The organism is Micromonospora sp. NPDC007271, assembly GCF_040634005.1.
In the GTDB taxonomy this organism is placed as follows: Bacteria; Actinomycetota; Actinomycetes; order Mycobacteriales; family Micromonosporaceae; genus Micromonospora.
Map to the genome: position 1 here is coordinate 1 of NZ_JBEYER010000044.1, position 14,093 is coordinate 14,093.

The following is a 14,093-nucleotide window of genomic DNA, read 5'->3' on the forward strand; positions in this document are numbered from 1 at the left end:
GCCGGCGGGCCGGACGCGTCGTTGGCCCGCGGCCTGGCGGTCGACTACCCGGCCGACCCGGGGGTGCTGGTGGCGTTGCTGCTGCATCACGTCCGGCTGGCGCCGGGCGAGGCGATCTGGATGCCGGCCGGCAACCTGCACGCCTATCTGCGGGGCACCGGCGTGGAGATCATGGCGGCCAGTGACAACGTGCTGCGCGGTGGCCTCACGCCGAAGCGGGTCGACGTGGACGAGCTGCTGCGGGTGCTGCGGTTCGAGGTGCTCGACGAGCCGGTGATCGCGCCGCTTCCGGTGGCGCCCGGGGTGGTGACCTGGCCGGTGCCGGTCGAGGACTTCGCGCTGCACCGGGTCGAGTTGACGGCCGGCGGTCCGGGGGCGCGGTTGGCGCTGCCGGGGCCGCGGGTGGTGCTCTGCCGGGCCGGCCGGCTCGCCGTGGACGACGGGATGGGCACGGTCACCCTCGAACCGGGGCAGGCGGCGGTGGGCACCGCGTCCGGTGGCCCGCTGGTCATCGGCGGCGAGGGCGAGGCGTACGTGGCCACCTGCGGCCTGCGCTGATCCGACGGGTTCCGGGGCGGGGCCGCCGCAGCAGAGGGGCGAGTCCGACTTTCCCGGAATAGCTTGACGTCGGCCTTGCGCAGTGTGACTCTGTGGGTACGCAGCGTTGTCGCGACGAAGGTCTCGGCGACACGCGGGGAACCAAACCGGGGGGATGCACGGGGCGGCCGGGCCGTGGGCGGAGAGTCCGTTCACGACCGACCGCCCCGTGCGCTGTCCGCCGACCCGGGCGCGGTTTCTCGGCCAACCGGGCCCGGCCGCCGGACTCCACGCGCGTAAGGTGGAAGGCTGCGCAGCACATCGTTCGACAGGAGCTTCCATGACCAGCACCCTCCCGGCGGCCCCCAGCGGCGCGTCGTCCGGAGTCCGGCCGAGCACCCTCGCCGAGGGCGACTACAAGGTGGCGGATCTGTCGCTCGCCGAGTTCGGGCGCAAGGAGATCCGGCTCGCCGAGCACGAGATGCCCGGGTTGATGGCGATCCGGCGCGAGTACGCCGACGCCCAGCCGCTCGCCGGCGCCCGCATCACCGGCTCGCTGCACATGACCATCCAGACCGCCGTCCTCATCGAGACCCTGGTCGCGCTCGGCGCGCAGGTCCGCTGGGCGTCGTGCAACATCTTCTCCACTCAGGACCACGCCGCCGCCGCGATCGTCGTCGGCCCGAACGGCACCGCCGAGGCCCCGGCCGGCGTCCCCGTGTACGCGTGGAAGGGCGAGAGCCTGGAGGAGTACTGGTGGTGCACCGAGCAGGTGCTCACCTGGCCCGACGGGCACGGCCCGAACATGATCCTAGACGACGGCGGCGACGCCACCCTGCTGGTGCACAAGGGCGTCGAGTTCGAGAAGGCCGGCGTCGTGCCGCCGGTCGAGTCCGCCGACTCGGAGGAGTACGCGGTCATCCTCCAGTTGCTGCACCGCTCGCTCGCCGAGGACGGCCAGCGCTGGACGCGGATCGCCGCCGGTATCAAGGGCGTCACCGAGGAGACCACCACCGGCGTGCACCGGCTCTACGAGATGCACCGCAACGGCAGCCTGCTCTTCCCGGCCATCAACGTCAACGACTCGGTGACCAAGAGCAAGTTCGACAACAAGTACGGCTGCCGGCACTCGCTCATCGACGGCATCAACCGGGCCACCGACGTGCTGATCGGCGGCAAGATGGCCGTCGTGCTCGGCTACGGCGACGTGGGCAAGGGCTGTGCCGAGTCGCTGCGCGGCCAGGGCGCCCGAGTCGTGGTGACCGAGGTCGACCCGATCTGCGCGCTCCAGGCGGCGATGGACGGCTACCAGGTCTCGACGCTGGACGACGTGGTCGAGCAGGCGGACATCTTCATCACCGCCACCGGCTGCTTCAACGTCATCAGCAACGAGCACATGGCCCGGATGAAGCACCAGGCCATCGTCGGCAACATCGGCCACTTCGACAACGAGATCGACATGGCCGGCCTGGCGAAGCGCTCGGACGTCACCCGGGAGAACATCAAGCCGCAGGTCGACCTCTGGAAGTTCGACGACGGCCACGCCATCATCGTGCTCTCCGAGGGGCGCCTGCTGAACCTGGGCAACGCGACCGGGCACCCGAGCTTTGTGATGTCCAACTCGTTCGCCAACCAGACGATCGCCCAGATCGAGCTCTTCACCAAGACCGAGGAGTACCCGGTCGGCGTGTACGTGCTCCCCAAGCACCTGGACGAGAAGGTCGCCCGGCTGCACCTGGGCGCGCTCGGCGCGAAGCTGAGCACCCTCACCAAGGAGCAGGCCGCCTACCTGGGCGTGCCGCAGGAGGGCCCGTTCAAGCCGGAGCACTACCGGTACTGAGCGACACCCGGAGGGGACCGGGGTCGGCCGCCGCGCGGCCGTCCCGGTCCCCTTCGCGTACGCGGGGCACCGGTCGGTACGCGGACCGGGTGACGTTGTCGTGAACGACTTGACGTCCTGCCGTACGAGGAGGAAGGTATGGCTGCCCTAACTTAGCTGAGGCGTGCCTAACCAATCACGGAGTACCGATGTTCGCCACGTACCTGATCGGCCTGCGAGAGGGCCTGGAAGCGACCCTGGTGGTCAGCATCCTGGTCGCGTTCCTGGTCAAGTCGGACCGCCGCAACCGGCTGCCGCACGTGTGGCTCGGCGTCGGCCTGGCCGTGGCGCTGTCGGTGTTCTTCGGCTGGATGATCGAGTACACCTCGGCCACGCTGCTCAACACCTCTCGGGAGCGCGAGCTCTTCGACGCCGTCACCTCGGTCGCCGCCGTGGTCTTCGTCACCTGGATGATCTTCTGGATGCGTAAGGCCGCCCGGAGCATCGCCGGTGAGCTGCGGGGCAAGCTCAGCGAGGCGCTCGCCGTCGGCGCGTTCGCGGTGACCGGCATGGCGTTCCTCGCGGTCATCCGGGAGGGCCTGGAGACCGCCCTGATCTTCTACTCCGCGGCGCAGAGCGCGGCCGGCGGCGCGGGCCGCAGCGCGCTGTTCGCGCTGGTCGGCGGCATCCTCACCGCCGTGGTGATCGGCTTCCTGCTCTACCGCAGCGCCCTCAAGCTCAACCTGAGCAAGTTCTTCACCTGGACCGGGGCGCTGCTGATCCTGGTCGCCGCCGGCATCTTCAAGTACGGCGTGCACGATTTCCAGGAGGCCGATGTGCTGCCCGGCCTGAGCACCCACGCCTTCGACATCTCCGGGGTGCTCGACCCGAGCACCTGGTACGCGGCCCTGCTGAGCGGCATGTTCAACATCACGCCCACGCCGAGCCTGCTCGAGATGGTCGCCTGGGTGGCGTACGCGGTGCCGGTGATGGTGCTCTTCCTGCGCAAGCCGGGCCAGCCCGCCGCCAAGCCGGGCCAGCCCGCCGCCAAGCCGGCCGAGGCGGCGAAGGCCGTCGCCGAAGCCCCCGCCGGTCCCGTGCAGCCCGCCTGACCGCCCGCTTCCCGAGGAGACACGCACCGATGCGTACCAGCCGATTCGTCGTGCCCACCGCCGCCGGGCTGCTCGCCGTCGCCGGCCTGACCGGCTGCGGGGGCGGCGGCGACGAGAAGGACGCCAAGAGTGGCGGGCCGATCGCGGTCAAGGCCACCGACAGCGCCTGCGAGGTCGGCGTGACCGAGGTCGAGGCCGGCCAGGTGACCTTCACGATCACCAACTCCGGGTCCAAGGTCAACGAGTTCTACGTCTACGCAGCCGGTGACCGGGTGATGGGCGAGGTGGAGAACATCGCCCCCGGGCTGAGCCGTGAGCTGCGAGTCGAACTGACCGCCGGCACGTACGAGACGGCCTGCAAGCCGGGGATGAGCGGCCGGGGCATCCGGGGGGCGCTGAAGGTCACCGGCACCGCCGCGAGCGTGGCGCCCGACGCCGCGCTGAGCCAGGCCACCGCCAGCTACCAGCGGTATGTCCAGAGCCAGACCGGCGCGCTGCTGACCAGGACCGAGGAGTTCGTGGCCGCGGTCAAGGCCGGCGACGTGGCCAGGGCCAAGGCGCTGTACCCGGTGGCCCGCACCTACTGGGAGCGGATCGAGCCGGTCGCGGAGAGCTTCGGTGACCTCGACCCGAAGATCGACGGCCGGGAGGAGGTCGTCGAGGAGGGCATGGAGTGGACCGGCTTCCACCGGCTCGAGAAGGACCTCTGGACGACCGGCGACATCAGCAAGGACGGCCCGGTCGCCGACCAGCTCCTCGTCGACGTGAAGGCGATCGTGGACCGGGCGAACGCCGAGAAGCTCAGCCCGCTCCAGCTGGCCAACGGTGCCAAGGCGCTGCTCGACGAGGTCGCCAGCGGCAAGATCACCGGCGAGGAGGAGCGCTACTCGCACACCGACCTCTGGGACTTCAACGCCAACCTGGAGGGCTCCAAGGCGGCCATCGCGGCGCTGCGCCCGGCCCTGGAGCAGCGCTCGCCGGAGCTGGTCAAGCAGCTCGACACCGAGTTCGCCAACGTGGCGACCACGCTCGGCAAGCACCGGGCCGGTGACGGCTGGAAGCTGCACAACCAACTCAGCAAGGCCGAGCTGAAGGAGCTGTCGGACAGCATCAACGCGCTGGCCGAACCGATCAGCAAGGTCGCCGCGGTCGTCGCCCGGTGACGACCGGGCCGGGAGGTCGAGCGATGACGAGCGAGCAGGGCAGCGAGGCCGCGTCCGCCGAGGCGCCGCCCCGGGCCACCCTGTCCCGGCGGCGGGCCATCACCCTGGCCGGGGTCGGCGCCGCCGGCGTGGCCGGGGTGGCGGCCGGCGCGGGCGCCCTGATCGGCGGCGGCACCCACGCGGTCGCCACCGACACCGCCGCCGGGGCGGTGCCGTTTCACGGCGAGCACCAGGCCGGCATCACCACCCCCGCCCAGGACCGCCTGCACTTCGTCGCGTTCGACGTCATCACCCGGGACCGGGCGAAGCTGGTCGCGCTGCTGCAGGAGTGGACCGCCGCCGCGGCCCGGATGACCACCGGCAGGGACGCCGGGCTGATCGGCGCCGTCGCCGGCATGCCGGAGGCCCCGCCGGACGACACCGGCGAGGCGCTCGGGCTGCCGCCGTCGCAGCTCACCCTCACCGTCGGCTTCGGCCCGACGCTGTTCCGCGACGCCCAGGGCCAGGACCGGTTCGGCATCGCCGACCGGCGGCCCGCCGCCCTCGCCGACCTGCCGCACTTCGCCGGGGACGCGCTCAAGCCGGAGCTCTCCGGCGGCGACATCTGCGTCCAGGCCTGCGCCAACGACCCGCAGGTGGCGGTGCACGCCATCCGTAACCTGGCCCGGATCGGCATGGGCGCGGTCAGCGTCCGCTGGTCGCAGCTCGGCTTCGGGCGTACCTCGTCGACGTCGCGGGACCAGGCCACCCCGCGCAACCTGTTCGGCTTCAAGGACGGCACCGCCAACCTCAAGGCCGAGGACGCCAACCTGCTCCGCGAGCAACTCTGGGCCCAGCCGGGCGACGGGCCCGACTGGATGACCGGCGGGTCGTACCTGGTCACCCGCAAGATCCGGATGCAGATCGAGACCTGGGACCGCAGCTCCCTCGCCGAGCAGGAGCAGATCGTCGGCCGGACCAAGGGCAGCGGCGCGCCGCTCGGCAAGCGCGACGAGTTCGACGAGCCGGACTTCGCCGCCAGGGGCGACGGCGGGCAGCCGGTCATCGCCGAGACCGCGCACGTCCGGCTCGCCCACCCGAGCCAGAACGGCGGGGCCCACCTGCTGCGCCGCGGCTACAACTTCGTCGACGGCTCGGACGGGCTGGGCCGGCTCGACGCCGGGCTCTTCTTCATCGCCTACCAGCGGGATCCGCGCAAGCAGTTCGTGCCGATCCAGACCCGGCTCGCCCGGAACGACGCGATGAACGAGTACCTGCGGCACGTCTCCAGCGGGCTGTTCGCCTGCCCGCCGGGCGTACGCGACGCCGCCGACTGGTGGGGCAGCGCACTCTTCTCCTGAATCGTCAGGCGTGGGAGCGCTCCGACCCGACCGGGGCGGGCTGCCCGCGTACCGGATCGGGTTGGGCGGGAACGGCGCGCGCCGGCGCGGCGGGCCGCAGCGCGGGCGGTGCCGGCGCGGCAGGCGGTGCCAGCATGGCGGGCGGCGCTGGGACGGCGAGCGGTGCCGGCATGGCGGGCGACGCTGGGACGGCGAGCGGTGTCGGCATGGCGAGCGACGCTGGGACGGCGAGCGGTGGTGGGGCCAGCTCCGGCCAGAGCGTCGCGGTGACCGACCGGGTACGGCCCAGCCGGTACGCTGCCCGCCGGCCCCGCTCGGCCAGCACGGCGGCCAGGTACGCCGGTTCGGGCGCGGCCCACGGCGGAGGCGGCGAGGTGACGGCCGCGACCTCGGCCCACAGCTCCCGGCCCAGCCGGGTCCGGTCCGGCTCGGCGAGCTGGCGCACCCGGCCGAGGTACTGCCGGACGGCCAGCGCCAACCCGTCGTCCAGCCGGGTCAGGTCGAGCGTCCCCGCCCAGCCGAGCAGCGGCGGTGCGGCCGGCGGGGCCGGCCGCCAGATCCCCGCGCCCCGGGTGTGCACCACCATGGTGCCCGCCACGAGGTCGCCCAGCCGCCGCCCGCGCGGGTCGGTCAGCATCACGCTCACGCTCGCCACCCAGCTCAGCAGCGGCAGGACCAGGCCCGGCCACTCCACCGCGACGCCCACCAGGGCCCGGGTGAGCGACTGGCCGACCCCCACCGGGCCGCCGTCGGCGCGGACCACCCGCAGCCCCACGGCCAGCTTGCCGAGCGTTCGGCCCCCGGCGAAACGCTCCATCAGCATGGGGTAGCCGACCAGCACCAGGATCAGCAGCACGGTCTGCGACGCGCCGAACAGCGCGCCGTCCACGAGGTCGCCCGGCAGGGCGAGCAGCAGCACCACCATCAGGAGCACCCCGAGCAGCAGCGCCGCCACCAGCTGGACCACCAGGTCGATCAGCAGGGCGAGCACCCGGGAACCCAACCGGGCCGCCCGGACGTCCAGCTCCACCGCCTCGCCGCTGACCAGACCGGCGTCGGCCCACCTTGCCGCTGGGGGAGGTTGCGCACGCACCCCCACAGTGAACACTATGAGCGCCGAACGGGGGAGGACCGAGTGGATCTCGACGCGTACGTGGCGGCGCACGGCGCCGAGTGGCGGCGGCTGGAGCAGTTGACCGGCCAGCGCCGGCTCGACGCGGCCGAGGTCGACGAGCTGGTCGTGCTCTACCAGCGGGCCGCCACGAACCTCTCCGCGCTGCGCAGCCGCTCACCCGACCCGGTCCTGGTGACCCGCCTGTCCCAGTTGGTGCTCGCGGCCCGGGCCCGGATCACCGGCCGGCCACGGCCGTCCTGGGCGGCGGTGCGCCGCTTCCTCCTCGCCGACCTGCCGGCCGCCCTCTACCGGGCGTGGCCCTGGTGGTGCGCGGTGGCCACCGGGTTCAGCGCGCTCAGCTTCTTCCTCATGTGGTTCGTCGCGGGCCACCCGGACACCGCCGCCGTGTTCGTCGGCGAGGAGGCCGCGGCCGAGCTGGTCGACTCGGGGTTCGCCGGCTACTACACCGAGTTCTCCGCGCCGACCTTCGCGTTCCACCTCTGGACGCACAACGCCTGGCTCGCCGCGCAGTGCCTCGCCTCCGGGGTGCTGGTGGTGCCGGTGTTCTGGCTGCTGTGGCAGAACGCGCTGAACGTCGGCGTCGTCGGCGGCGTGATGATCTCGTACGGCCGGGCCGATGTCTTCTTCGGCCTGATCACCCCGCACGGGCTGCTCGAACTGACCGGGATCTTCGTCGCGGCCGGGGTCGGGCTGCGTACCGGGTGGGCGTGGATCGCGCCGCCGGCCCACCTCAGCCGCGGCCGGGCGGTCGCCGAGGCGGGTCGCTCGGCGATCGTGGTCGCCACCGGACTGGTCGGGCTCTTCGGGGTCTCGGCGGTGCTGGAGGCGTTCGTGACCCCGGCGCCCCTGCCGGTCGCCGTCCGCGTCGCCGTCGGCGCCACGGCCTGGCTGGCCTTCCTGGCGTACGCCCTGCTGCTCGGCCGCCACGCCGCCACGCCGCCGCCCCCACCTACCGCGCCCCCACCCCCGGTGGCCGCGGATTCGGGGACAGAGCGGCCGCCCGGCGTCAGAGTTGGCCGAGGGACTTGAGTCGGAGGTAGGTGTCGGCGACCGCCGGGGCGAGCCGGTCGGCGGGGGCGTCCACCACGGTCACCCCGTGTCGGGACAGCGCGGCCCGCACCCGGTCCCGTTCGGCCAGCGCCCGCCAGGCCGCCGCGGCGGCGTACGCGTCGTCCGGGCCGGCCGGCGGGGCGACGGTCAGCCCGGTGAGCACCGGGTCGTGGGTCGCCGCGATCACCACCCGGTGTCGGGCGGCCAGTCGGGGCAGCACCGGTAGCAGCCCCTCGCCGAGCGGGCCCGCCTCCAGGGCGGTGAAGAGCACCACCAGGCTGCGGCGCCGCTCCCGGCGCAGCACCTCGCCGACGATCAGCTCGAAGTCGGTCTCGACCAGCGCGGGCTGGAGCGGGGCGAGCGCCTCCACCAGCCGGGGGAGCAGCGCGGGCCGGCCGCTGCCGGTCACCGCCGCCCGGACCGTGCTGTCGGCGGCGAGCAGGTCGACCCGGTCACCGGCCCGGGAGGCCAGCGCGGTGAGCAGCAGCGCCGCGTCGATGGCGGTGTCCAGCCGGGGTTCGTCGCCGACGCGTACCGCCGCGGTGCGGCCGGTGTCCAGCACGCAGAGCAGGCGCCGGTCGCGCTCCGGCCGCCAGGTACGCACCAGCACGTCCGCGCGGCGTGCGCTGGCCCGCCAGTCGATCGAGCGCACGTCGTCGCCGACCACGTACTCGCGCAGGGTGTCGAACTCGGTGCCCTGGCCGCGCCCGCGGGTCACCTGGACCCCGTCGATGACCCGCAGCTTCGCCAGCTTCTCGGGCAGGTGCCGTCGGGAGTCGAAGCGGGGCAGCACGCGCAGCGTCCACGGTGGCGCGGCAGGGCGACCGGTGCGCTGCCGGAACGCCAGCCGCAGCGGCCCGAAGGAGCGTACGGTGAGCGCCGCCGCGGGTCGGTCGCCGCGGCGGGCCGGGGTGAGGCGGACCGGCAGGGCCGCCGTCCCGCCCGGCTCGACCGTCAGCAGCCGCTCCGGCGGTACGTCCGGCCGTGCGCCCGCCGAGGGCACCCACGCGTCGCGTACCTGGGCGCGCAGCGGGCGGTCGGCGGCGTTGGCCAGGTGCAGGGTGACGGTGGCGGTGCCGCCCAGCCGGACCGTCCGGTCGCCGGTGCGGGTGGCGGTGAGCGCGTGCAGCGGCGCCGCGAGGGCCCAGTCGAGGGCGACCAGCAGCAGCACCGCACCGGTCATCACGGCCACCCCGAGGAACGGCGCCGGCCAGGCCGGCAGGGTCGCCGCGCCCGCGCCGAGCAGCAGCGCCGCCCGCCAGGTCATCGCGGGGTCGGCACGGTGGCCAGCACCGCGTCCAGCACCGCGTCGACGGTCATGCCCTCCAGTTCGACCTCGGGGCGCAGCCGGAGCCGGTGCCGCAGGGTGGGCCGGGCCACCGCCTTCACGTCGTCGGGGGTGACGTAGTCGCGGCCGGCCAGCCAGGACCACGCCTTGGCGGTGCTGAGCAGCGCGGTGGCGCCGCGGGGCGAGGCGCCCAGCTCCAGCGCCGGGGTGGCCCGGGTGGCCCGGCACAGGTCCACGAGGTAGCCCAGGAGCGGCTCGGCCACGTGCACCCGGTGGACTGCCTCCCGGGCGGCGGCCAGGTCGGCGGCGGTGGCCACCGGGCGTACGCCGGCGGCGTGCAGGTCGCGCGGGTCGAAGCCGGCGTGGTGGGCGCGGAGCACGCCCAGCTCCTCGTCCCGGCTGGGCAGCGGCACGGTCAGCTTGAGCAGGAACCGGTCGAGCTGCGCCTCGGGCAGCGGGTATGTGCCCTCGTACTCGATGGGGTTCTGGGTGGCGGCGACGATGAACGGCTCGGGCAGCGGGCGGCGCTCGCCCTCGACGGAGACCTGCCGCTCCTCCATCACCTCCAGCAGCGCCGACTGGGTCTTCGGGGGCGTCCGGTTGATCTCGTCGGCGAGGAGCAGGTTGGTGAAGACCGGCCCCTCCCGGAAGGTGAACGCGGCGGTGTGCGGGTCGAAGATCAGCGACCCGGTGACGTCGCCGGGCATCAGGTCGGGGGTGAACTGGACCCGCTTGGAATCCAGGTCGAGCGCGGCGGCCACGGTGCGGATCAGCAGGGTCTTGGCCACCCCTGGTACGCCCTCCAGCAGCACGTGCCCCCGGCAGAGCAGCGCGATCACCAGGCCGGTGACCACGGCGTCCTGCCCGACGACGGCCTTGGCCACCTCGGCCCGCAGCCGGTGCAGGGCGGCGCGGGCGTCGGGCTGCGCGACGGCCGGCGCGATGACGGGTCCGGTCACCGGTGGTCTCCTTCGGTCGGGTGGGTGACGGTGCGGGTCAGGGTGTCCAGGTCGCGGGCCAGCGCCAGCAGTTCCTGGTCGGTGGTCGGTTCGGCGCCGTGCAGCAGCTCCGCCACCCGCTCGGGGTCGGCGCCGACGGCTCCGGCGACCCGGGCGGCCACCTCGGCGGGCGGTGTGCCCGGCGGCAGGTTGAGCCGGTACCGCAGCCGCTCCAGCGCGGCGGCGCGCAGGGTCTCGGCGGCCGGGCCCCGGGCGCCGGCCCGCCGGTAGAGCCGGGCCCGGCCGAGCACCGTCTCGGCGGAGCGGACGGTCACCGGCAGCGGCTCGGGCACGGGTGGGCCGAGCCGGCGGGCCCGCCAGAGCACCGCGAACAGCCCGGCCAGCGCCAGCTGGACCAGCAGCGCCCAGAACCAGGCCGGGAAGGCGTCCCAGAGCGGGTTGTCCGCAGGCGGCGGCGCGTCCGCCCGGTCGTCGGGGGGCGGGGACGGCCGGGGTGGCCGGCCCTCGCCGCCGGGGTCGGCTGACCAGCTCGGCGCGGGGGCCGGGCCGGGGAGGTCGAGCCAGACCAGCGGACGGTCGCCGCCGAGCAGGCCGGTGGCGAGGGCCCGGTTGCCCCACTCGTCGATCCGGTCGTCGCGGAACGGGTCGCTGCTCCCGATCACCACCACCTCGGTACGCCAGCCCAGCCGGACCAGCCCGCCGGAGTAGCAGCGGTCGGCCGTCGAGCCGGCCCGGGTCGCATACCGCTGCCGGTCGGCGGCGGCGGCGCCGGCGCGGACGGCCTCGCTCAGCGGGCAGGGGTGACCGTCGGCGTCCGGGGAGGTCACCCGGGTGGCCCAGCGGCGCTCGGCCGGCGCCAGCGGCAGGCCCAGCAGCTCCAGCACCCGCCGGGGCGGGTCGACCAGCACCAGCCGGCTGCCGGGCGGCAGGCTGGTCAGGGCGGCGACGGTGTCCGGGTGCACCAGTTCCGGGGCCGGTACGAAGAGGGTGGCCGGGCCGGGCGTGGTGGCCTGCAGCGCCCGCAGGGTGTCGGTCTCGCGGCGTACGGTCACGCCCTGCGCGCGGAGCGCCTCGGCCAGCCGGCTGCCGCCGTCGCCGTCGGCGGCGACCGGGGAGAGGAAGCCCGGGTCGGCGGCGTCGGGCTGGTCGACGGCGTGGAGGACCAGGGTGGCCACGATCGGCAGGACGGCCAGCCCGAACGGGATAAGCACCCGGTGCCGGCGGCGCCGGGCCGGGGCGGGGGCGCCGGGGCGGGACTGATCGAGGGTGGCGGTCACCGGGGCTCACCGTCCCCGGTCAGCTCGCGGTGCAGTTCGGTGGCGAGGGCGCGCATCCGTTGGTCGTGCTCCCGGGTGGCCGGCCGTTGGGCGTACCAGAGGTCGGAGAAGATGATGGTGGCGGCGTGCAGGGCGGGGTGCACCCGGGGCCGGACGTGGGCGGCCGCGGTGGTCAGCTCGGTCACCGTCATTCCGGGGCGTACCTCGACCACCCGCCGGTGGGCCAGTTCGCGGACCATGTCGCGCAGCCGTTCCCGGACCGCCTCGGCGTACCGGCCCTCGGCGGCGAGCCGGTCGGCGAGGCCGGCGGGTGTGGTGGCCATCGGCTCGGGTGCGCGGGGCGCGGGCACCGGCGGCGCCTCGTCCGCCGACCTCGTCTTCGGCCGGCGGCGGGGCAGCCGCAGCCTCGGCAGTCGTATCCGCAGCCGGAGTCGGGGCAGCCGGAGCCGGGGCAGCCGGGGGAGGCGCGGGCGGGGCAGGCGCGGTCGGGGGAGCCGGTGCGGCACCCAGGCCGGGAAGGAGTACCAGACCAGGGCGGCCAGCAGCGCGGCGAGCAGCAGGAGCAGGGCGGCCAGCGGCAGCGGTACGACGTCCCCGAGCGCGGCGGCCGCCTCGGTCCACCAGCGGCTCACCGGGGGACCGCCAGCAGGACCGGCTCCGGCACCTCGGCGGGGGCGCGGCAGAGCCGGATGTCCAGCCCCTCGGTGCGCATCCGGGTCTCCAGGTGCAGCACCGCGTCCAGGCAGGCCAGGGCCGGATACGCGAGCGCGTTCACGCCGGCCCAGGTGGCCGTGGCGACCGGCAGCGACCAGTCGGAGAGGTCGAACAGGCCGAGCAGCCCGAGACCGTGGTAGGCGCCGATGCCGATGCCGAGGCGGATCAGCCACCAGCCCAGGTAGCCGAGCAGCCGGATGCCGGCGGCCCGCCCACCGGCGCGTACCGCGAGGGTGAGCGCCCGTCCCGGTGCCCGCCACGCCGGGACCCGGTCCACGACCAGCGCCGGGACGAGGGCGCCGAGCAGCGCGTACGCGACGAACCAGACCGGCCCGGCCAGTCCGGCGAGGCAGACGGTGAGTCCGGCCGCCACCGCGGCCAGCAGCGTCGCGCCCCACCGGGCCCCGGCGGGGCGCAGCAGCTCGCCCGGCCCGGCCCGGCGGCCGAGCAGCGCCGCACCGGCGCCCCGGGCGGCCGGGTTGCCGAGCAGGGCGATGATCAGCGCCTCGGTCCCGGCGCCGACCGCCAGCAGCAGCCAGTACCAGCCGAGCCGGTCGGCATCGAGCCACCACTCGGGGGCCCGGGCGTCGGCCAGCAGCCGCAGCGGGTGCAGCAGCAGCTGCTCACCGACGGCCAGCAGGAGGCCGAGCGGCACCAGCAGCCGGGCCTGGCCGCGTAGCAGCAGGACCGCCGAGTCCAGCAGCTCACCGACGGTCAGCGGACGGCGCGGGAGCACTGCGGTCGGGCCGACGTCGGACACGCGTACTCCTGGCGGACAGGCGGTGGTGGCAGGCGGCGACGCGCCCGAGGGATCATGGTTGCACGGCCGGTCCTGCTGCGGTGGACCCGGACGCCACGGCGCGCCACGCGGCAGGTCCGTCCGGTCGGCTGTGGTGCCGGGCCGCTGGCCGCAGGTACCGTGCCGGGAAGACGCCGAACCCTTCGAACGAACGGGGATGGAACGATAAACCCCATGAGAGCCCGGGTACTGGTGGTCGACGACGACCCAGCGCTCGCCGAGATGCTCGGTATCGTCCTGCGCAGCGAGGGCTTCGTGCCCTCCTTCGTCGCGGACGGGGAGCGGGCGCTGGCCGCGTTCCGCGAGAGCCGGCCGGACATCGTCCTGCTCGACCTCATGCTGCCCGGTATGAGCGGAATCGACGTGGCCCGGGCGATCCGGGGCGAGTCCGGCGTGCCGATCGTCATGCTGACCGCCAAGAGCGACACGGTGGACGTGGTGCTCGGGCTGGAGTCCGGGGCCGACGACTATGTGGTTAAGCCGTTCAAGCCCAAGGAGCTGGTGGCCCGGATGCGGGCCCGGCTGCGCCGGGGCGAGGACGTCGCGCCGGAGCTGCTCACCATCGGCCCGCCCGGCAACCAGATCACCATCGACGTGCCGGCGCACACGGTCAGCCGGGACGGCGAGGAGGTGAAGCTGACCCCGCTGGAGTTCGACCTGCTGGTCGCGCTCGCTCGCAAGCCGCGTCAGGTCTTCACCCGCGAGGTGCTGCTGGAGCAGGTCTGGGGCTACCGGCACGCCGCCGACACCCGCCTGGTCAACGTGCACGTGCAGCGGCTGCGCGCCAAGATCGAGCCGGATCCGGAGCGACCCGAAATCATCCTCACCGTGCGGGGCGTGGGCTACAAGGCGGGCACCGGATAGCCTGGGCAGCACTGTGGTGACCTCCCCGCCCCCCGC

12 protein-coding genes and 1 pseudogene are annotated in these 14,093 nt (G+C 74.6%); 7 read left to right on the forward strand and 6 right to left on the reverse strand.

Annotation, left to right across the window (positions count from 1 at the left end; genetic code table 11):
* From ABZ570_RS17335 to efeB, 5 genes and pseudogenes are all read left to right on the forward strand, one after another.
* A pseudogene (locus tag ABZ570_RS17335) lies at positions 1–558 on the forward strand (mannose-6-phosphate isomerase, class I); the annotation flags it as partial.
* A 319-nt stretch (positions 559–877) separates the two neighbouring features.
* Positions 878–2,377 (forward strand): adenosylhomocysteinase, encoded by a 1,500-nt coding sequence (gene ahcY, locus ABZ570_RS17340; RefSeq protein ID WP_358063896.1) that lies wholly within the window; start codon positions 878–880, stop codon positions 2,375–2,377.
* A gap of 188 nt (positions 2,378–2,565) precedes the next feature.
* A complete protein-coding gene (gene efeU, locus ABZ570_RS17345) occupies positions 2,566–3,468 on the forward strand; it encodes an iron uptake transporter permease EfeU (protein ID WP_358063899.1) in 903 nt (300 codons plus the stop codon).
* A gap of 29 nt (positions 3,469–3,497) precedes the next feature.
* On the forward strand, positions 3,498–4,631 hold the full coding sequence (efeO, locus tag ABZ570_RS17350) for an iron uptake system protein EfeO (protein ID WP_358063902.1): 1,134 nt from the start codon (positions 3,498–3,500) through the stop codon (positions 4,629–4,631).
* Positions 4,632–4,654: 23 nt separating this feature from the next.
* The gene (gene efeB / locus ABZ570_RS17355; protein ID WP_358063905.1) at positions 4,655–5,971 is read left to right on the forward strand and encodes an iron uptake transporter deferrochelatase/peroxidase subunit; all 1,317 of its coding nucleotides are present in this window, start codon (positions 4,655–4,657) and stop codon (positions 5,969–5,971) included.
* Between the two features lie 4 nt (positions 5,972–5,975).
* Here efeB and ABZ570_RS17360 read toward each other — a convergent pair whose 3' ends face one another.
* On the reverse strand, positions 5,976–7,070 hold the full coding sequence (locus tag ABZ570_RS17360) for an RDD family protein (RefSeq protein ID WP_358063908.1): 1,095 nt from the start codon (positions 7,068–7,070) through the stop codon (positions 5,976–5,978).
* Positions 7,071–7,106: 36 nt separating this feature from the next.
* On the opposite strand from ABZ570_RS17360, the gene ABZ570_RS17365 reads away from it, so the two are divergent.
* Entirely contained in the window at positions 7,107–8,135 is a 1,029-nt protein-coding gene (locus ABZ570_RS17365) for a stage II sporulation protein M (RefSeq protein WP_358063911.1), read from the forward strand.
* On the opposite strand, the gene ABZ570_RS17370 is transcribed toward ABZ570_RS17365, so the two are convergent.
* The 5 genes from ABZ570_RS17370 to ABZ570_RS17390 are packed head-to-tail and all read right to left on the reverse strand — an operon-like array spanning position 8,113 to position 13,154.
* A complete protein-coding gene (locus ABZ570_RS17370) occupies positions 8,113–9,423 on the reverse strand; it encodes a DUF58 domain-containing protein (protein WP_358063914.1) in 1,311 nt (436 codons plus the stop codon). The genes ABZ570_RS17365 and ABZ570_RS17370 overlap by 23 nt on opposite strands.
* Positions 9,420–10,403 (reverse strand): MoxR family ATPase, encoded by a 984-nt coding sequence (locus ABZ570_RS17375; RefSeq protein ID WP_358063917.1) that lies wholly within the window; start codon positions 10,401–10,403, stop codon positions 9,420–9,422. The genes ABZ570_RS17370 and ABZ570_RS17375 overlap by 4 nt, the downstream gene beginning before the upstream one ends.
* The gene (locus ABZ570_RS17380) at positions 10,400–11,680 is read right to left on the reverse strand and encodes a DUF4350 domain-containing protein (protein ID WP_358063920.1); all 1,281 of its coding nucleotides are present in this window, start codon (positions 11,678–11,680) and stop codon (positions 10,400–10,402) included. Before ABZ570_RS17380 ends, ABZ570_RS17375 begins: the two co-directional genes overlap by 4 nt.
* Positions 11,677–12,312, reverse strand: a complete 636-nt coding sequence (locus tag ABZ570_RS17385) for a DUF4129 domain-containing protein (RefSeq protein WP_358063923.1) — start codon at positions 12,310–12,312, stop codon at positions 11,677–11,679. Before ABZ570_RS17385 ends, ABZ570_RS17380 begins: the two co-directional genes overlap by 4 nt.
* The gene (locus ABZ570_RS17390; RefSeq protein ID WP_358063926.1) at positions 12,309–13,154 is read right to left on the reverse strand and encodes a hypothetical protein; all 846 of its coding nucleotides are present in this window, start codon (positions 13,152–13,154) and stop codon (positions 12,309–12,311) included. The genes ABZ570_RS17385 and ABZ570_RS17390 overlap by 4 nt, the downstream gene beginning before the upstream one ends.
* 213 nt (positions 13,155–13,367) lie before the next feature.
* On the opposite strand from ABZ570_RS17390, the gene mtrA reads away from it, so the two are divergent.
* Positions 13,368–14,057 (forward strand): MtrAB system response regulator MtrA, encoded by a 690-nt coding sequence (mtrA, locus tag ABZ570_RS17395; RefSeq protein ID WP_358063929.1) that lies wholly within the window; start codon positions 13,368–13,370, stop codon positions 14,055–14,057.
* Positions 14,058–14,093 lie beyond the last annotated feature (36 nt).